The organism is Saccharibacter floricola DSM 15669 (assembly GCF_000378165.1).
GTDB classification, from domain to species: domain Bacteria; phylum Pseudomonadota; class Alphaproteobacteria; order Acetobacterales; family Acetobacteraceae; genus Saccharibacter; species Saccharibacter floricola.
Window position 1 is genome coordinate 4,335 of sequence record NZ_KB899340.1, and the last position, 17,270, is coordinate 21,604.

At 53.6% G+C, this 17,270-nt stretch carries 17 protein-coding genes; 15 read left to right on the forward strand and 2 right to left on the reverse strand.

Going from position 1 to position 17,270, the window contains the following annotated elements; all coding sequences use genetic code 11:
- Positions 1–1,631: beta strand repeat-containing protein (locus tag F457_RS12590; RefSeq protein ID WP_018980578.1), on the reverse strand; the 1,631-nt coding region annotated here is incomplete at its 3' end.
- Between the two features lie 345 nt (positions 1,632–1,976).
- Between F457_RS12590 and ybaK the strand changes: the two genes are divergently transcribed.
- From ybaK to ureG, 10 genes are all read left to right on the forward strand, one after another.
- Positions 1,977–2,456 carry a Cys-tRNA(Pro) deacylase gene (gene ybaK / locus F457_RS0107815; protein WP_083912739.1) on the forward strand — a complete coding sequence of 160 codons (480 nt, stop codon included), beginning with the start codon at positions 1,977–1,979 and terminating at the stop codon, positions 2,454–2,456.
- Positions 2,457–2,663: 207 nt separating this feature from the next.
- The gene (locus F457_RS14105; RefSeq protein ID WP_018980581.1) at positions 2,664–3,191 is read left to right on the forward strand and encodes a hypothetical protein; all 528 of its coding nucleotides are present in this window, start codon (positions 2,664–2,666) and stop codon (positions 3,189–3,191) included.
- Between the two features lie 113 nt (positions 3,192–3,304).
- On the forward strand, positions 3,305–6,583 hold the full coding sequence (locus F457_RS0107825; RefSeq protein ID WP_018980582.1) for an efflux RND transporter permease subunit: 3,279 nt from the start codon (positions 3,305–3,307) through the stop codon (positions 6,581–6,583).
- A gap of 16 nt (positions 6,584–6,599) precedes the next feature.
- On the forward strand, positions 6,600–7,442 hold the full coding sequence (locus F457_RS0107830) for an urease accessory protein UreD (RefSeq protein WP_018980583.1): 843 nt from the start codon (positions 6,600–6,602) through the stop codon (positions 7,440–7,442).
- A gap of 53 nt (positions 7,443–7,495) precedes the next feature.
- Entirely contained in the window at positions 7,496–7,798 is a 303-nt protein-coding gene (locus F457_RS0107835; protein ID WP_018980584.1) for an urease subunit gamma, read from the forward strand.
- Positions 7,782–8,129, forward strand: coding sequence for an urease subunit beta (locus tag F457_RS0107840; RefSeq protein WP_018980585.1), 348 nt, complete (start codon positions 7,782–7,784; stop codon positions 8,127–8,129). The genes F457_RS0107835 and F457_RS0107840 overlap by 17 nt, the downstream gene beginning before the upstream one ends.
- On the forward strand, positions 8,126–9,832 hold the full coding sequence (gene ureC, locus F457_RS0107845; RefSeq protein ID WP_018980586.1) for an urease subunit alpha: 1,707 nt from the start codon (positions 8,126–8,128) through the stop codon (positions 9,830–9,832). The genes F457_RS0107840 and ureC overlap by 4 nt, the downstream gene beginning before the upstream one ends.
- Positions 9,832–10,332 carry an urease accessory protein UreE gene (locus F457_RS0107850; RefSeq protein ID WP_018980587.1) on the forward strand — a complete coding sequence of 167 codons (501 nt, stop codon included), beginning with the start codon at positions 9,832–9,834 and terminating at the stop codon, positions 10,330–10,332. The genes ureC and F457_RS0107850 overlap by 1 nt, the downstream gene beginning before the upstream one ends.
- Positions 10,333–10,340: 8 nt before the next feature.
- Positions 10,341–11,036 (forward strand): urease accessory protein UreF, encoded by a 696-nt coding sequence (locus F457_RS0107855; RefSeq protein ID WP_245539128.1) that lies wholly within the window; start codon positions 10,341–10,343, stop codon positions 11,034–11,036.
- On the forward strand, positions 11,033–11,692 hold the full coding sequence (gene ureG / locus F457_RS0107860; protein ID WP_018980589.1) for an urease accessory protein UreG: 660 nt from the start codon (positions 11,033–11,035) through the stop codon (positions 11,690–11,692). Before F457_RS0107855 ends, ureG begins: the two co-directional genes overlap by 4 nt.
- Positions 11,693–11,709: 17 nt before the next feature.
- On the opposite strand, the gene F457_RS0107865 is transcribed toward ureG, so the two are convergent.
- Positions 11,710–13,320, reverse strand: coding sequence for a purine-cytosine permease family protein (locus F457_RS0107865; protein ID WP_018980590.1), 1,611 nt, complete (start codon positions 13,318–13,320; stop codon positions 11,710–11,712).
- A gap of 565 nt (positions 13,321–13,885) precedes the next feature.
- Here F457_RS0107865 and petA point away from each other — a divergent pair.
- The 5 genes from petA (at position 13,886) to F457_RS13340 (ending at position 17,262) form a co-directional block, all read left to right on the forward strand.
- On the forward strand, positions 13,886–14,542 hold the full coding sequence (gene petA / locus F457_RS0107870) for a ubiquinol-cytochrome c reductase iron-sulfur subunit (protein ID WP_018980591.1): 657 nt from the start codon (positions 13,886–13,888) through the stop codon (positions 14,540–14,542).
- A gap of 1 nt (position 14,543) precedes the next feature.
- Complete coding sequence (locus tag F457_RS12600; protein ID WP_018980592.1) at positions 14,544–15,746, forward strand: cytochrome b; 1,203 nt, start codon at positions 14,544–14,546, stop codon at positions 15,744–15,746.
- Positions 15,743–16,405, forward strand: coding sequence for a cytochrome c1 (locus F457_RS0107880; RefSeq protein WP_018980593.1), 663 nt, complete (start codon positions 15,743–15,745; stop codon positions 16,403–16,405). The genes F457_RS12600 and F457_RS0107880 overlap by 4 nt, the downstream gene beginning before the upstream one ends.
- A 224-nt stretch (positions 16,406–16,629) precedes the next feature.
- Positions 16,630–16,836 (forward strand): cold-shock protein, encoded by a 207-nt coding sequence (locus F457_RS0107885; RefSeq protein ID WP_018980594.1) that lies wholly within the window; start codon positions 16,630–16,632, stop codon positions 16,834–16,836.
- Between the two features lie 96 nt (positions 16,837–16,932).
- Positions 16,933–17,262, forward strand: coding sequence for a hypothetical protein (locus tag F457_RS13340; protein WP_156809405.1), 330 nt, complete (start codon positions 16,933–16,935; stop codon positions 17,260–17,262).
- The last annotated feature ends 8 nt before the right edge of the window (positions 17,263–17,270 follow it).

Here is a 17,270-nt window from a genome sequence, read left to right on the forward strand (position 1 = left end):
CCGCTATAGGTGCTGTTCCCTGTCAGGGTCGTCGTGCCAGAACCGTTTTGAGCAAAACCACCTGTGCCAGAGATTGTCTGGTTTAACGTCACAGCATCGCTGTGATTAATCGCGAACGTACCATTATCAATGACCGCTTGACTGACAATGGAGCCACTTGTCCCCCCATCTCCCAACTGCAGCGTGCCGGCATTGATCGTCGTCGGGCCAGTATAGGTTTGCGCACCCAACAGCGCCATGGTTCCTGTGCCATTTTGAGCAAAACCACCCGTCCCGGAAATTGCTAGGCCAAACGTAACATTATCACTGCGATTAATCGCAAACGTGCCATTATCAATGATTGTCTGGCTGGCAATCGCCCCACTCGTGCCGCCATTCCCAAGCTGAAGCGTGCCCCCATTAATCGTTGTTAGGCCGCTATAGTAGATGCTGTCTCCCGTCAGCGTCGTTGTGCCAGAGCCATTCTGGTTCAGCGTACCTGTGCCAGAAATAACCTGGTTTAATGTCACATTATCCGTACGATTGATGTTAAAAGCACCGTTATTCGTAAGCGTACTTCCAGAAAGAGCACCGCCATTATCATTATTACCAAGTTGAAGCGTGCCACTACTACCAATAGTCGTTGCATCGCCATTCAAATTGGCACTTCCTGCAACAATTAACGTGCCGTTATTAATGTTGGTCGTCAGGTTGTTGCTCAGAGCAGACAAAGGAGAATTGACTGTCCACGTACCAGAACCAGCCTTTGTTAAACTCCCAAACTCACTAACCCCTGAACTAAGAGTATCATTCCCTTGACCTGTCAGAGTAAGCGACGCCGTGTCTCCCCCCCCCGTCATGCTCCCATTAATAATAGATCCATTATATAAAGTAGCCTGATTGGCTACGCCGGGATTCAAGTCGATATTTCCGTTAACGACTCCTCCCGTAAAGTTTGTGAAATTAAGAGTTCCCTGCCCAGAGGAGCCAAGAACTTCTCCTTGTCCGCTCTTCCCTGCCGTGATTGTACCATAGTTTTCAACACTATTCGGCCGAGAACTCGTTGCTGTATCTTTCCCCTCAAACCAAATATCCGCAGCTGTATCTGTTTGAATAAGCCCTCGGTTAATAATACGGTTCCCACCACCCATAGGGTTAAAGGCTTCACCGTTACTATTGGCATCGGAACCTGATGGCTGGATAACTTTCCCAGTGGTTCCTACGTTGACTGTCGTATTCCCAACAAACTCAACAATGTTAGGCCCGCTTCCTAAGGGGCCACCGTAGGTCATAGAGCGCGAACCAACGACTTTCCCGTTAATATTAATCGTAGCGTTGGATCCAAGACTAATAGCTGTGCCAGTGGAATCGATACTGGAGCCCGCATCAATCGTCACATTATTGATATTATAGCCCGAACCGTTACCAATAACCGTGCCACCCGACGTCAGCATTGTCGCGGTAATAGCCGCGTTGTTGCTTAGACGTATCGAGCTAGCTGTGCCATTCCACCCTAGGATATTCCCACCATTAAGAAGAACCGGGTTAAGCGCTGTCGCAACTCCGGGGAAACCCTGCTTACAAACGATGGCTCCATTGTTGCTACTGCAGCCAAGCAAAGGGTCAGCATGAGCCGGCTGCAACTGTGTCATGAAAAGGACTGTGGAAGACAAGTATAGAGTCTTGCTGAACGGCTTACTTTTTAACAAAGGCGACACCGACCAAAAACGTCTCATGACACTCATACCTATAAATATTTCGCATATTAGAAACCATCTATGACTCTACCCTTTATTTGTTAAATAAAAACAAAAAGGCACAAGCTTTAATGGCATTTTGAATGTAGATACAAGAAATTTACTAATTTATATTATTAAATATATGAATATAGGGTTAATTTTTACTTTTATTATTTATTAACTTTCTCGTTTTCCCGCAGGAATTCCCCATTAAAGACATTCTCATGCTAGAAAGAGTATGAAGAAAATAAGGAGGCCATGATGCCACTAGAGACCGTTGCAACAGAGTTCCTCACCCAAGCCGGTGTTGCCTTCACCACTATCTCTTATGACTATGCCCCTCAAAAGGGACATATTGGTGAACAAGCTGCACAAGCGATCAATGCACCTTGTAGCGCTGTCTTCAAAACACTGGCGGCTAAAATTGATCGTAAACAGCCTGTTTTCGCGGTTATTCCTGTTGCGCAGCGTGTTGATTTTAAAGCTCTTGCTGCAGCCCTTGGCGGGCGAAACGCAAAGATGATGCAACCAGAGGAAGCCCATGATCGCACTGGGTTTGTCTCGGGCGGGACGACTCCTTTTGGCTCACGTCAAACCTTCCCGGTCGTGTTAGATCAAAGCGCGTTAACGCATGAAAAAATCTGGATCAACGCTGGCGCTCAAGGCTTCCTCGCTTGCATAGCCCCTCAAGACGTCATCCATGTTACCCAAGCAACCCTAGCAGAGATTGCTCTTTAAGGTCTTTTGGCCATTATGTATGTGGTGCCTTTTTATAAATAGAACCCACATACACTTATTGAGAATATTTTCATGACCTATGTAACCACTAATCTTTCCAAAAAGTGACGACAATTTCACTCACATCTTTCATCAAAAGAACCTATATTGATTCCCATAGGCTACTCGATAGCCATTTGATGATTGATCTTTATTGAGGGGGCAACCATGATGTTTCATACACATCTCACCCGCACAATTCTTCCGGCCTTTGGTGCTCTCATGCTCCTTGGCGCACCATTAAACAATGCTCAAGCTCATCACCATCATGGCGGGTTTGGCCGTGGCTTTGCTATGGGTATGGGCGAAGGCGTTGGTTATGACGCCGCTCAAATGGGCGTGAATGCCCTTTTCGGCGGTGGTGGCTGGGGCGGCGGTGGTTTCGGTGGCCCATACAACTACGCGCCAGCCTACCCTCCTTTTGGCGGAGGCGGATATTACGACAGTGGTTATTACGGTGGTGGCTATGGAGGGGGCGGATATGGCAGCTATCCTTCCTACGGGCCGCCCCAAGCACCGAATGTCACCATCATTAACGAGGCCCCACCAGCCCCACAAAATGACATCCCGAGCTATCCTTACCCTGTGCCGGGGTACACGCATTATCAGCCAGGTGCTGGTTATACAACAGAACCACGCGTCACCTACGTGCCCGGTTATGGGAATGTACCGGTCTCATCACCAATCACACCGTAATCTTTTCGTCATTTGATAAAAAGATAGAAGTGTCTGCGATAGGAACGTAACCCGTTCTATGTCATTCTCTTGTCTCCTATAAACAGCGGCCCGACATGTGAGGAGACAGGAGGATGAATTTTTGTCGGTTCTTTATTGACCGCCCCGTTGCCACGACTCTCCTGTCTATCGCTATTTTTCTTGCAGGGATGGTCGCCCTCCCTCTTCTACCCGTGGCCACCATGCCCGATATCACCGCTACGGCGATTATGGTTGTCGGCTCCCAACCAGGAGCTGACCCACAGCAGATGGCCACCTCGGTCACCACGCCTCTTGAGCGCCATCTTGCCTCTATCGCAGATGTACAAACACTCGAATCCGTTTCAGAAAACGGGCAAACCACCATCACGCTTGAATTCGCTCCCTCACGCAATATCGACGGAGCATTGCGTGATGTGCAAGCCGCTCTGCGGGCTGCCCGGAGCGATCTACCCAAAGGCACGTTGGACTCTGACCCAATGGCCTTCAAGTTAGATGGAGGGAACCCGGCCTATCTCCTCCATCTGACCTCCCAGTATAGCTCAACAGCCGCTTTGTATGACTTAGCGACGATCCGCGTGCGCCCGCTTCTCGCTCAAGTACCCGGCGTGGGCCGTGTGGAAGTCTTTGGCGCCTCAACCCCCTCTGTCCGTGTTGAGCTCAACCCGTATCCGCTTTACCGCTGGGGGATTAACCCGGAAGATATTCGTTCCGCCCTCGCCTCCGCCAACGCCTACACCCCCAAAGGATTTATTACGTTCCACGGAAAGCGCGTTGAGCTTCGCACCAATGATCAAGCCATCAATAGCGCTCAATATCGTGACTTGATCGTTGGGTATCGCAATAATTTTAACCCGATCTATCTGCGTGACATCGCCACCCTCCGCGATGATGTGCAGGATGTGTATCAAACCAGCTCTTTTAACAATCTTCCCGCCGTCACCATCATGGTGATGCCCCAGCCCCATGCCAACACGGTGGCGATTGTCGATGGGATCAACAAACGGCTCCCCACCCTGCGCGCCTCTCTCCCCGGCACGGTAGACCTCCATGTGGGTGTTGATCTCTCACGCACGATTCGTGCATCTTTGGTGGATGCCCGCCTTACTCTGGTCGTCTCTATCCTGCTCGTCGTGCTGGTTATTGCGCTCTTCTTCCGGCATGCGGTCAGCACACTGATTCCGGCCATCACCGTACCGATTGCCCTGTCTGGCTCGCTCGCCGTTATGGAAGGGTTTCATTTCTCACTCGATATTCTCTCCCTTATGGCGCTCACCGTAGCCGTTGGCTTTGTCGTAGATGACGCCATTGTCGTGCTGGAAAATATCGCCCGCTTCATGGAGGAAGGCTATAGCCGACGCGAGGCGAGCATACGCGGTGCTTCCGAAATTACTTTTACGGTGCTGTCCATCAGCCTATCACTCATCGCTGTCTTTATCCCCTTGCTGTGCATCCCCGGCACGCTTGGTTCCATTCTCTACGAATTTTCTATGACGACGATTGCCACGATTGTTGTCTCTATGGTGCTGTCTCTTACACTCACCCCCATGCTTTGCGCGCATTTCCTCAAAGTGTCTCCTCCAAACGCGCACTCGAATACACAGCCATCCGGCCGCCTCAAACGTGCTGTTATGCTATTGGAGAAGAGCCTAACGGGCATGACCACCCTCTATGGGCGTTCCGTGCGGTGGAGCTTACGCCACCCTATTCTGATTGGGCTGACCCTTCCCGGAAGCTTCGTGATCCTCGTCGTCAGCATTGCGCTCATGCCCAAAGCTCCGATGCCCGACCTAGACTTGGCCATTCTGCGCGGGGTCGTCACGGGGGAACCTGACCTCTCCTTCCACGCATTGACCCACCGCCTTCATGAAGTCGAAACCATTGTTCGGCAAGATCCCGCCGTGGAATCCGTCTCCGCCTTTAATGAAAACAGCCATTCAGGGCGGTTTTTTATCGTCCTGAAAGACAAGCATAAGCGGGAAAGCATTCCTGTTATTTTGCAACGTCTGCATAAAAACGTCCCCCCTCGCGCCGGGGCTGAAGTAATGTTTACGGCCCTCTCCAGCAATCGGCAGGGAGGGAGTGCGAATACCAGCGGGAACTATCGTTATGTTTTGCGAAGTGACGAGAGCGGCCCGCTTTATCAGGTGACGCCTCAGCTCATCGCAACATTGCGCAAGAGCGGTAAACTCACCAATCTCTCCTCAGATTCGGAAAGTCAGGCTTTCTCAGCCAATATTATCGTCGAGCGTGACCTTGAGGCCCGGTATGGTGTCACTCCTCAGCTCGTGCAAAATGCGCTCTATGATGCTTATGGGCAGGCGATTACCTCCACCATCCATCTTCCACTCACCAACCATCGTGTTGTGATGGTCGTAGCCGATCAATTTCGTCAAAACCCCCGGCTTTTGCACCATCTCTGGCTCTCCACGTCTGCAGGAACGGCTGCTGGGGGGATTGCCTCTAACCTCATCCGAGTGCGTGGGGAAGGCACCATCAGCGCACAAAACAGCCTCGCTACCGCCTCTATTACGAATTCACTGGCTAATCAGCTTTCTGGCACATCATCAAACGGGGCTGCTGTCTCATCTGCTCGTGAAACGATGATTCCGCTTGATAATGTCGCCAAAATTATCCCCACCCCTCTTCCACTCAGCATCAGCCATCATAATGGCAGTTACGCAACCACCATCTCCTTCGACCTCGCCCAAGGGGTTTCCTATAACGACGCCGTTGAGAGCATTCACCAAACCCTCACCGCTTTGCATGCGTCCGACACGATCCGGGGCGACTTTACCGGCACGGCAGGAGAGACCAATACGCTCATGGTTAACGCCCTCCTCGCCTTTCTGGCTGCTTTGGCCATCATGTACATTACCTTGGGCATGCTGTATGAAAGCCTTATCCATCCGATCACCATCCTCTCTACTCTTCCCTCTGCTGGGGTGGGGGCTGTGCTTGGTTTATGGGTCTGCAGCCAATCCTTTAGCCTGATTGCCATTATTGGTATTATTTTGCTCACCGGTATTGTGAAGAAAAACGCCATTTTGGTGATCGACTTCGCCCTCCATGCGCAAAAAGAACAGAACCTCTCCCCGCGTGACGCGATTTATCAGGCCTCTATCACCCGCTTTCGCCCTATTTTGATGACCACCCTTGCCGCTGCTCTGGGGGCTATTCCTCTCATGACGGGTGATGGCTATGGCTGTGAGCTTCGTCTCCCTCTCGGGGTCTCTATTTTAGGCGGGATGCTCATCAGTCAGCTCCTCACCTTTTACACCACCCCCATCGTCTATCTCTTTATGGAAGGGCTGAAAGCACGCCTCCTCCGCCTCTTCTCACGCCGTCGCCTCCAACGCTACAATGCCTCATAAAACCGAGAGGAGACGCATGACAGGCAAGGAAGACAGCACGTATCTGCAACGCGCAGAAGGGCTTTTTGAGCTAGAAGCCCGCCGGCGTGACACGCACACACGACGTGGCTCTATGAAGCAAGGGGGCTGTAGCCGACTGTTATTCCCACGGCGTGATAGCCCACAGCTTGAAGCCGTCATGGTCAATATTTCAGGGGGGTTAGCCGCGGGCGACCAGCTGTTAGGCCGTCTTACCTGCCATGAAGAGGCTGACCTCCTCATGAGTGCTCAAGCCCATGAACGTGTCTATCGTGCCCGCTCCAACGATGCCCCCGCTTGCGTTGAGACAACCTGCACGCTCGCCCCACATGCACGCCTAGAGTGGCTCCCCCACGGAACCATTCTATTCGATGGCGCACGTTTTAACCGGCATATGAGTGTTGATATGGCTTCGTCCTCTCGCTTTCTCTTCTATGAAAGCCGGATTTATGGCCGGTACGCCTCGTCTGAACGCCTGCAATCGCTCTCGCTACGCGACCGGCTCAGTATCCGCCGGGACGGTCGCCCGCTTGTAGAAGAATGCACGGCACTAGAAGGCGCACTTATTCAATCACTTTTGCAGCATCCAGCGATGGGCCATAACGCCCGCCTTGATGCCACACTTATCATGGTTGCCCCAGAGGTCACGCGTTTTCTGCCAAAGATACGCCCGCTTTTAGCCGAGCTTGGCGAAGGCACGTCCTTTGCAGCCTCTTGCTGGAATGATACGCTCATTATCCGTGGTTTGGCCCAGAGCAATTGGGACGTTGAGCAGCTCATGAGCCGTCTCCTCCCCATTTTACGGGAAGAGCGCCCCATGCCAACGGGCTGGCGCCTGTGAAAAGACGCGTTATGCTGCCCCCAAAGGCAGACCGGTAAGGAGCAGGTAAGAGGATGAAGCTAACCCCACGCGAAAAAGATAAACTCCTGGTTGCTATGGCCGCCATCGTTGCCCGCAAACGATTAGAACGTGGCGTCCGCCTCAATTACCCCGAAGCTGTCGCTCTGATTACCGACCATGTTGTTGAAGGCGCGCGTGATGGGCGCAGTGTGGCCGAGCTTATGGCCAGTGGTGGCGAGGTGCTCACCCGCGATCAGGTTATGCCCGGCGTTGCTGAAATGATCGCTGATGTGCAGGTCGAAGCCACTTTCCCTGATGGAACAAAATTGGTGACCGTTCATGACCCAATCCGTTAATACCCCACCGGACTGTCTGCCAGAAGGTGCGATCCCGGGTGAAATTCTTCCCGCTCAAGGGGAGATTATCCTCAATGACGGTCAGGCTACTGTCCGCCTTATGGTCATCAATCGTGGCGACCGCCCCGTGCAGGTCGGTAGTCATTACCATTTTGCCGAGGTCAACCCCGCGTTAGACCTCGACCGTGCGCAAGCTTGGGGTAAACGGCTCAATATCCCCTCAGGTGGAGCCGTGCGCTTTGAACCGGGGCAAGAGCGAGAGGTCACGCTCATCGCCTATCGCGGCAAGCAGCGTATCCGAGGCTTCCACGGAGAAGGGCACGAGAAATGAGCCGCTTATCACGCCATGATTACGCCCATCAATATGGCCCAACAACGGGTGATAGGCTTCGTCTCGCCGATACGTCCTTGATTGCCGAAATTGAAAAAGATTTCACGACTTATGGTGAAGAAGTCTGCTTTGGCGGGGGTAAAACGATCCGTGATGGCATGGGCCAATCTCAGCATAGCCGCGCTGAAGGCGCGATGGATACAGTCATCACCAATGCCGTCATTCTCGACCATTGGGGGATCGTCAAAGCCGATATTGGCCTTAAAGATGGACGGATTGCTGCCATTGGCAAAGCAGGCAATCCCGATATTCAACCTAGGGTGGATATTATTATCGGCCCGGGCACTGAAATCATCGCAGCTGAAGGGCGCATCGTGACCCCCGGCGGGATTGATGCCCATATCCATTATATCTGCCCTCAACAGGTCGAAGAAGCGCTTGCCGCCGGGATCACCACCCTCCTCGGTGGCGGCACAGGCCCAGCGACCGGCACCGCGGCCACGACCTGCACACCGGGGCCGTGGCATCTCGCCCGTATGTTGCAAGCAGCCGAAGGTTTGCCCGTCAATCTCGCTTTTGCGGGCAAAGGAAACGCCTCCCACCCCGCTGCGTTGGAAGAAATGGTGCGCGCCGGAGCAAGCTGCCTCAAACTACACGAGGACTGGGGCTCTACCCCCGCAGCCATTGATTGCTGCCTCTCTGTCGCTGATCGTATGGATGTGCAGGTCATGATCCATACCGATACGCTCAATGAAAGCGGCTTTGTGGAAGATACTATCGCCGCCTTTAAAGACCGCACCATTCACGCCTTCCATACAGAAGGTGCTGGCGGTGGCCATGCACCCGACATTATCCGTGTGGCGGGATTGCCCAATGTGCTGCCTTCATCAACCAACCCGACCCGTCCCTATACGGTCAACACGCTCGATGAGCATCTCGACATGCTGATGGTCTGTCATCATCTCAACCCCCGCGTGCCCGAAGATATTGCCTTTGCTGAAAGCCGTATCCGTAAAGAGACCATCGCTGCGGAAGATATTTTCCACGATATGGGCGTGCTTTCCATGATGTCCTCAGACAGTCAGGCGATGGGACGGGTGGGCGAAGTCCCGCTGCGCACGTGGCAAACGGCCCATAAAATGAAGCAGCAGCGCGGCTCTCTCCCCGGTGATGGAGACGCAGACAATAACCGCATTAAGCGCTATCTCGCCAAATATACCATCAACCCCGCTATCGCTCATGGTCTGTCTCACGACGTTGGCTCGCTTGAAGTCGGGAAATTAGCAGACCTCACCCTATGGGACCCCGCCTTTTTCGCTGTGAAGCCCGATCTTGTCGTGAAAGGCGGCACCATCATGTACGCCATGATGGGCGACCCGAACGCGTCTATCCCCACCCCGCAGCCTGTGCATGGGCGCTTCATGTTCGGCGCCTATGGCAACGCGTTGCCGGCCAGCTGCCTCACCTTTGTCTCTCAAGCCGCTTTGGATGATGATATTGGCCACAAGCTTGGCTTAAAGCGCCGGCTTTCGGCGGTGCGCAATGTGCGCGGCGGGATCGGCAAAGCGGATATGATCCATAATAACAGCATGCCAAAGATTGATGTTGACCCCGAAACCTATGAAGTTCGAGCCGATGGCGAGCTGCTCACCTGTGAGCCTGCGCCCGTCCTCCCTATGGCACAAAGGTATTTCTTGTTCTGATGAAACAGATTATCAACATCCTCCCCGCAGGAAGCTGGGCTGAAAGCGACGCTGCCGATCAGTTTATCGCTGATTATGAAGGGCGCCATCGCCGCCGCATCGTGCTGACTTTAGAGAGCGGAGAACGCGTGCTGCTCGACCTCAAGCAAGCACGGCTCCTCGCCCATGGTGACGGGCTTGTGCTAGATGATGACCGGATCATCAAGGTTGTCGCGCTGCCAGAACCTCTGATGGCCGTCACAGCGCATACGCCGCTTCACCTCCTTCAGCTCGCTTGGCATCTAGGCAATCGGCATCTTCCCGCAATGATTGAAGAACACCGCATTCTCGTCCGGCAAGACCCTGTTATTGCCGATATGATCGCAGGCCTTGGGGGGCATATCCACCCCCATGAAGCGCCCTTCTCCCCAGAAAGCGGCGCCTACGCAGGACGTGGCGAGCACAGCCACAGCCACAGCCACAGCCACAGCCACAGCCATGAAGACCATTCTTCTCATTGACGGGCAACATGACTGAGGACAACACCAGCATGCACACGGCCATAGGAGGGCACGGTTTTCTACCGCTCCTCTCATGGGTCTCCCCAGCTTTCCCTACAGGAAATTACGCCTATAGCCACGGGCTGGAATGGGCCGTTGAGCAAGGCCATATCCACGATGTTGCCAGCCTATGCCGTTGGCTGGAAGCCCTCATCGAGCATGGTTCTCTCAAGAACGATCTCATCTTCCTCAACACAGCGTGGGAATGCGCCTATGAGGACGAGGCGTTAGCCGACCTTGCGGCCTATGCACTGGCCTGTGCCTCGTCCCGAGAACGCTATGAAGAAAGCCTATGGCAAGGCGAAGCCTTCCTCCGCGCCGCTTCTGTCTGGCAGCCAGACTGCACAGCCCTACGAAAAGCCTTCGCCTGTCCACTTCCCGTTGCACAAGGGCTTGTCTTCCGTCGTGGAAAGGTCGAACGCCTCGCCGCTCTCCAAGCGGGGGGTTATGGCGCTGTGGCCGCTTTGGTCGCTGCTGTTGTGAAGCTAGTGCCGCTAGGCCAAACAGACGGGCTAAGAGCCCTCCAGCATATGGAAGCCATCCTCCCCCAAGCCGCCCAACGCGCCGCCCATAGCACGTTAGACGATGTCAGCAGTCTCTGCTTTGCTGCCGACCTCGCCGCTATGCAGCATGAAACACAGAGAACAAGGCTCTTTAGAACATGACAGACCGCTCTTCCCCCACACAGCATGCCCAACATCCTGCATTAGACATCGGCTCTCATGGACCCTTGCGGGTCGGTATCGGCGGCCCAGTCGGCACAGGGAAAACCGCTCTGATGGACGCGCTCTGCCGCCAGCTCCGCCAATCCTACAGCATAGCGGCCATCACCAACGATATTTATACGCGCGAAGATGCCGAGTTCCTCACCAAAGCAGGGTCTCTCCCCCCAGAACGGATTTTGGGCATTGAAACCGGTGGCTGCCCACATACCGCTATTCGGGAAGATGCCAGCATCAATTTAGCAGGCGTTGACACACTCACCGAACGCTTTCCCGACCTTGATATTGTTCTAATCGAAAGTGGTGGAGACAACCTCGCCGCGACCTTCAGCCCAGAGCTAGCTGATCTCACCCTCTATGTCATTGATGTATCCGCTGGGGATAAAATCCCCCGTAAAGGCGGCCCCGGAATTACACGCAGCGACTTGTTGGTGATCAACAAAACAGACCTCGCCCCGCATGTGGGCGCTGATCTCGGCGTGATGGAACGCGATAGCCGCATGATGCGCGGCACACGCCCCTTTAGCTTTACCAATATACGATCTGGTGAAGGCGTCGATGACGTCGCGCGCTTTATTATCGACCAAGGCGGGTTGTAACCCGCCCCACCCTTTCTTTACGACTTTACGCCAATACAGAGGGAGCAGATAATCGCGCCCTCTTCTTTCTCACGCAACATATCGGGCCGCTCATACTCATGCCCGCAGCAGGTGCAACGATAAAGTGTCGTGCTCGCCGTTCCATCCGGTTGGAAGCGTGGCTCTTCTATCCCATCATCGTGACGACGGAGATACGTCTTGCCCTTCGTCACAATCGCTAAAAAGGGCGTCATCACAATCGCCACGACAAACGCGACCAACGCCGAGTAAGGCTGTAGCCCTGCTCCCAAAACGCCTTCATAGGCAAGAACAGACGCCAATGTTGCAACAATGAAAGAAAGCGTCCCAACAGGGTTGATCGTTGGCAGCATCGTGCGACGAAATTCCGGCTCTTTAGGGGACAAACCCAGCACATATTTATTGAACACAATATCGGCCGCGACCGTCATAATCCACGCAATCGCGCAATCTGCATACAGGCTGAGGATCGCCTGTAAGACGGTAAACATATTGCCTTCCATCAAGGCAAGCGCGATGAGAAGATTGATGACCAAAAACACCAAACGCCCCGGGAAATGCCCCGTAAGACGCGTATAAGCGCTCGTCCATGCAAGAGAGCCAGAATAAGCGTTTGTCACGTTAATCTTGATCTGGCTAATGACCACCAGCACGACAGCCAGCACCATCGCCCACGACGCCGGCACAACCGCCTGAAAGGCTGCTAAAAACTGATGCACGGGCTCTGTCGCAACATGTTCCCCAACAGTTTTGAGAATAAAGACGCCGAGAAACGCCCCGATAATCTGCTTCAACGCTCCAAGAATAACCCAGCCCGGCCCAGCAGCGATCACACTCACCCACCATGACGTACTGTTTTGCGGCGTTTTCGTTGGCATAAAGCGCAGATAATCAATTTGTTCACCAATCTGAGCCATTAACGCCAACGCAACACCTGCGGAAAGCGTTATCGCTGAAAAATTCACGCCCTCATGACCAGACAGCCCTGCAAAGCCTAAAAAGTGCGGCATTAAGGCAGGTTGTTTATAGAGCAAGTAACTGACAGGCCCTAGCATGAGCAGTAACCAGACAGGCGTTGTCCACACCTGCATTTTGGCCAGAGCCTTCATGCCATACAGCACGAACGGAAACACCACCAAGGTTGAGAGCAGATACCCCGCCCATAAAGGCAGCCCCACCCCAAGAGCCAACCCTTGGGCCATGATCGAGCCTTCTAGAGCGAAGAGAATGCAGGTAAAGCTGGCAAAAACCAGCGACGTCAGCACAGACCCGCCATAGCCAAACCCAGCGCCACGCGAGATCAGGTCAAGGTCGATATTATACCGCGCGGCATACCATGCGAGGGGAAAGCCGCTGATGAAAATGATCGCCGCAGCGAGGAGAATGCCCAAAATCGCGTTCCATGTCCCATAGGACAGCGCAATAGACGCACCGATCGAAAAGTCCGCTAAGTAAGCAATGCCGCCCAGCGCGGTGATCGCCACCGTCACCGGTGCCCAACGGCGATAACGGCTCGGTGCGTAACGAAGGGGGTAATCATCCTCCGCACGGCCTTGCTTATCCGCTTTAGAGTGTGTGGAAGATGATGGGTTCTGCGTGCCTATACTCACAATACGACTCTCCTTTGCGGGAGAGGAGCATAGGATATTTATAACGGTATCGGAATATGTAAAATGAAATTATCCTAAATTTATATTAAACGACATTTTCCTTACCAACCCCGACTATATTGACTATTATTTGATACAATCATTAGGCATTCTGTCTAAATATTAAGGGGGGGGGAACACTCATGTTTGAGGCAGAGATATTCTTTTCTGAAACATGTAAGAGCCCTCGGTATAATGGCGTGCTCTCTGGGTATAGGCCCTGCCATCAATTTAAACGTCTTCCCGGTAAACTTTGGTCGGGAATACATTATTATGATGACCCCAATAGGTTCTATCGTGCAGGAGACAGGTTACCTTGCATCATAGAGCTTGTCTGTTGGGACACTATTAAAGAATCTATCTTTGAAGGAGACTATTTCCTCATTAGTGAAGCCTCTCGAAAAATTGGCATTGGTAAAGTGACGTCCATAGACCACTCATTTTCATATGGATCATGACAACCCCACAAAGAAATTGCACCGCCCGACCTTCCCTCATAAAATACGCAACGAATGGAGGGGACATTATGAGCGACAGACCACAGCAGCCACACCCGGCGGATCGACCTGATGACGGCCCGACGCGACGCGATGTTATTGGCCTGAGCACGGCCGCCCTTGGCGGGGCCGGTGTCTGTGCCCTGAGCGTGCCGTTTCTTGACAGTTTGCGCGGCCCTCACGCCGCTACGAGTGGCGATGCTGTCCAGAATGCTGTGGTGGATGTTGATGTCAGCGACCTCGCTCCGGGCGGGCAAAAGACCGTTCTTTGGCAGAGCTTCCCCGTGTCTATCCAACGGCGCACACCGGCCATGATCGCTGCTCTGTCCGCCCCAGAGCTTATCGCGCAACTGCGTGACCCCAACTCCTCCGTTCTTCAACAGCCCCATGATGCCGTCAATGCGCATCGTTCCCTCAATGCAGACTATGGGGTGTTTATTACCATCTGCACCCATCTTGGCTGCATCCCCAACCTTCGCGACCTGCCCAACCTACCCGCTTCCGGTGGGTTTTTCTGCCCCTGCCACGGGTCACAGTTTGACGGAGCGGGGCGGGTACTGCGTGATATGCCGGCCCCCTATAACCTCCCTGTGCCGCCCATGCATTATCTCAGCCCCACGGTAATCCGCCTCGGTGAGAGCAAGGCTGACCCTCATTTTAACATCGCCTCCATTCAGCAGATTTGACATGACACAGCCTTCTTCATCCAACACGAACGCTACTGGTTGGCTTACACGGCGCCTTCCGTTTCTGGCCCCTCTTCATCGCCATATGACCCAGTTTCCCATGCCGCCTGTCAATGGCTGGTGGGGGCTTGGCGCCTGCCTCATCGTCGCCTTGTGCTTGATGGGTCTCAGCGGACTCTTTTTGGCCCTCAATTACACACCTGATAGTCAGCAAGCATTCAGTGCGATTGAAGAAATCCAACGACGCGTTCCCTCTGGCTGGCTTATTCGTTCCATCCACACTACAGGCGCTACGATGCTGTTCGCCGCTCTCTACCTCCATGTCGGGCGCGGCCTCTGGTATGGCTCTTATAAGGCCCCACGCGAGCTTGTCTGGCTCAGCGGGCTTGTGCTTCTCCTGCTTTTCATGATCACTGCTTTTGCGGGTTATGTCCTGCCTTGGGGGCAGATGTCCTATTGGGGCGCTACCGTCATTACCCATGCTGTGGAAGCCATTCCCGCTATCGGCAAGCCGCTCATCAATGTTCTTCTTGGTGGCGAAGGACTTGGTACCATCGCACTGCATCGCTTCTTCGTGCTGCATTTTGCGCTAGGCTTTATCGTGCTCGCCATTGTCGGGCTGCACGTGGTTTTCCTCCACGGTGTCGGGTCCAGCAACCCAACGGCCGATAGCCCACAGCCGGTCACACAGACCCGCCCTTTCAGCCCCTATTATATCAGCAAAGACGGCGTGCTCGTCTGTGTCTTCCTCCTTATATACGCGGGGCTGCTCTTCTTTCTGCCGGATTGGATCGAGAAGACCAGCAACATCATTCCTGCTAATCCGCTTAAAACGCCCAGCGATATTACACCGGAATGGTATCTCGCCCCCTTCTACGCCATGTTGCGCGCAGTTCCTTCACGCTTGGGTGGACTGATCGTGGCCGCCTTTAGTGTGCTCGTGCTGTTTGCCCTGCCTTGGCTGGATCGTTCCCCTCGCCATAACGCCACCTATCGCCCCACAATTCGCCTCGGCATGACACTGGTTTTTATCGCCTTTATCACCCTCGGAGCTGCTGGAGTGCACAGCCCCACTACGCTTTGGCTCTGGCTCAGCCGCGTGGGGCTGATCGTCTGGTTTGGCGTTTTCCTCATTCTTCTTCCCCTCACCGCCCAACGCGAACGCCGCCTTGCGCGCAGCCCTCAGGAGGGCTCACAGTCATGAAACGCCTTGCCCTCCTCTCCGCTCTGCTCATAACAGGTTTGAGCGACGTCACATCGGCGCATGCAGATACGGCTGAGCAACGCGGTTTGTTCGTCTTCCAGCATGTGTGCAGCAGCTGCCACGGAATGAGCCAAGCCCATTATGGCGATATGGCCGCTCTGAACCCCTCTCTCCCCGCCTTGGAGGAATGGAGCAAACAGCGCCATGCTGACCTTAACAGTCCGATCGCCTCGCCCTATCCTAATGAGGCCGTTGGGAAAGCAGCGAATGGAGGGGACTTCCCACCAGATCTGTCACATATTGCGCGCACGATTAAGGGAGGCCCCAGCTATATCGAAACGATGCTGCACAGCTACACGGCCCCACCACCGGGTGTCGTTCTAGCGCCCCATACGTACTATAATCCCGTCGCACTCACCCATCATCATCGCTTTAAAATGCGCCCACCCCTGCAAGACCACATGCTGAGCTATCCCGATGGCACTGAAGCAACAACCGCCCAGATGGCCCATGACGTCACCGCTTTTCTGGTCTGGAGTGATGATGCCCACAAAGCCAGCCGCACGTTAATTGGCAGCTGTGTGATAGCCTATTTGCTGATCATGCTTGGGCTCATCCTCTGGTTTAAACGCCTCATTTGGCAGCGCAAACCACACTAAGGATAGCCCCCTTAGAAGCCCCCGCGCTCTGCACGAAAAATAAAAATGCATGGAAGTGACTAAAAAAGCTTGTCTCTTTGCCTTTTAACAGGCAGGATGACTCGAAAGTGGGTGCTTCTATGATGAGGCTGACGGCACGTTGCCTTCTAGTATCTCTGTAGTTGTTTTGATCGCGAAGAACGTTCTTATTCGCGGCCGCTTGGTTATTGCAAAGGAGCCTCGTTATGAAAACAGGCACCGTTAAATGGTTCAACGCAACAAAAGGCTTCGGTTTCATCACGCCTGATGTTGGCTCTGATGATGTCTTTGTCCACATTTCTGCGCTTCAAAGCTCAGGCCTTCAAGGTCTTAATGAAGGGCAAAAGATTTCTTTTGACATCGAAGCTGGACGCAATGGCCGCGAAGCCGCTGTGAACCTGCAAGCTGCTTAAACAACTCTGTTGTGTAAGCATGTAAGAAGACCGTCCTTTTGGGCGGTTTTTTTATGATATAGGCTCATGATGTCCGTTCGTTATGGAGTCGTGTTCATGTCCCTTCGTTTCATCCCCATGATCGTCTTACTTGGCATGAGTATGATGGCTCCCTCCGCGGCGCATGCTGTGTGTTCCCTCAACCAAACCTTGCCGTATCATTACCCCGCGCAACGGATGGATGAAACACTGCAAGATTTTGCCCATCGTTCCGGCTGCTTCGTGCAAATCAGCCCTGATGCGATGAGAGATCATCAGACAGCGTCTATTCGCGGACGCTATCGGCCCCTTACGGCCTTGCGCCGATTGATCCGCCATATTCCTAATTTACGAGCTGAAAGCACAGAAGAGGGCTTACTCGTGCGTGAAATCCGCCATCGCACGTAAAGGGAACA

Excerpts from the sequence above, each read along its gene's own strand:
- ybaK (WP_083912739.1), top strand. The coding sequence starts at position 1,977 with ATGATGCCACTAGAGACCGTTGCAACAGAGTTCCTCACCCAAGCCGGT.
- F457_RS14105 (WP_018980581.1), top strand. The coding sequence starts at position 2,664 with ATGATGTTTCATACACATCTCACCCGCACAATTCTTCCGGCCTTTGGT.
- F457_RS0107825 (WP_018980582.1), top strand. The coding sequence starts at position 3,305 with ATGAATTTTTGTCGGTTCTTTATTGACCGCCCCGTTGCCACGACTCTC.
- F457_RS0107830 (WP_018980583.1), top strand. The coding sequence starts at position 6,600 with ATGACAGGCAAGGAAGACAGCACGTATCTGCAACGCGCAGAAGGGCTT.
- F457_RS0107835 (WP_018980584.1), top strand. The coding sequence starts at position 7,496 with ATGAAGCTAACCCCACGCGAAAAAGATAAACTCCTGGTTGCTATGGCC.
- F457_RS0107840 (WP_018980585.1), top strand. The coding sequence starts at position 7,782 with ATGACCCAATCCGTTAATACCCCACCGGACTGTCTGCCAGAAGGTGCG.
- ureC (WP_018980586.1), top strand. The coding sequence starts at position 8,126 with ATGAGCCGCTTATCACGCCATGATTACGCCCATCAATATGGCCCAACA.
- F457_RS0107850 (WP_018980587.1), top strand. The coding sequence starts at position 9,832 with ATGAAACAGATTATCAACATCCTCCCCGCAGGAAGCTGGGCTGAAAGC.
- F457_RS0107855 (WP_245539128.1), top strand. The coding sequence starts at position 10,341 with ATGACTGAGGACAACACCAGCATGCACACGGCCATAGGAGGGCACGGT.
- ureG (WP_018980589.1), top strand. The coding sequence starts at position 11,033 with ATGACAGACCGCTCTTCCCCCACACAGCATGCCCAACATCCTGCATTA.
- petA (WP_018980591.1), top strand. The coding sequence starts at position 13,886 with ATGAGCGACAGACCACAGCAGCCACACCCGGCGGATCGACCTGATGAC.
- F457_RS12600 (WP_018980592.1), top strand. The coding sequence starts at position 14,544 with ATGACACAGCCTTCTTCATCCAACACGAACGCTACTGGTTGGCTTACA.
- F457_RS0107880 (WP_018980593.1), top strand. The coding sequence starts at position 15,743 with ATGAAACGCCTTGCCCTCCTCTCCGCTCTGCTCATAACAGGTTTGAGC.
- F457_RS0107885 (WP_018980594.1), top strand. The coding sequence starts at position 16,630 with ATGAAAACAGGCACCGTTAAATGGTTCAACGCAACAAAAGGCTTCGGT.
- F457_RS13340 (WP_156809405.1), top strand. The coding sequence starts at position 16,933 with ATGTCCCTTCGTTTCATCCCCATGATCGTCTTACTTGGCATGAGTATG.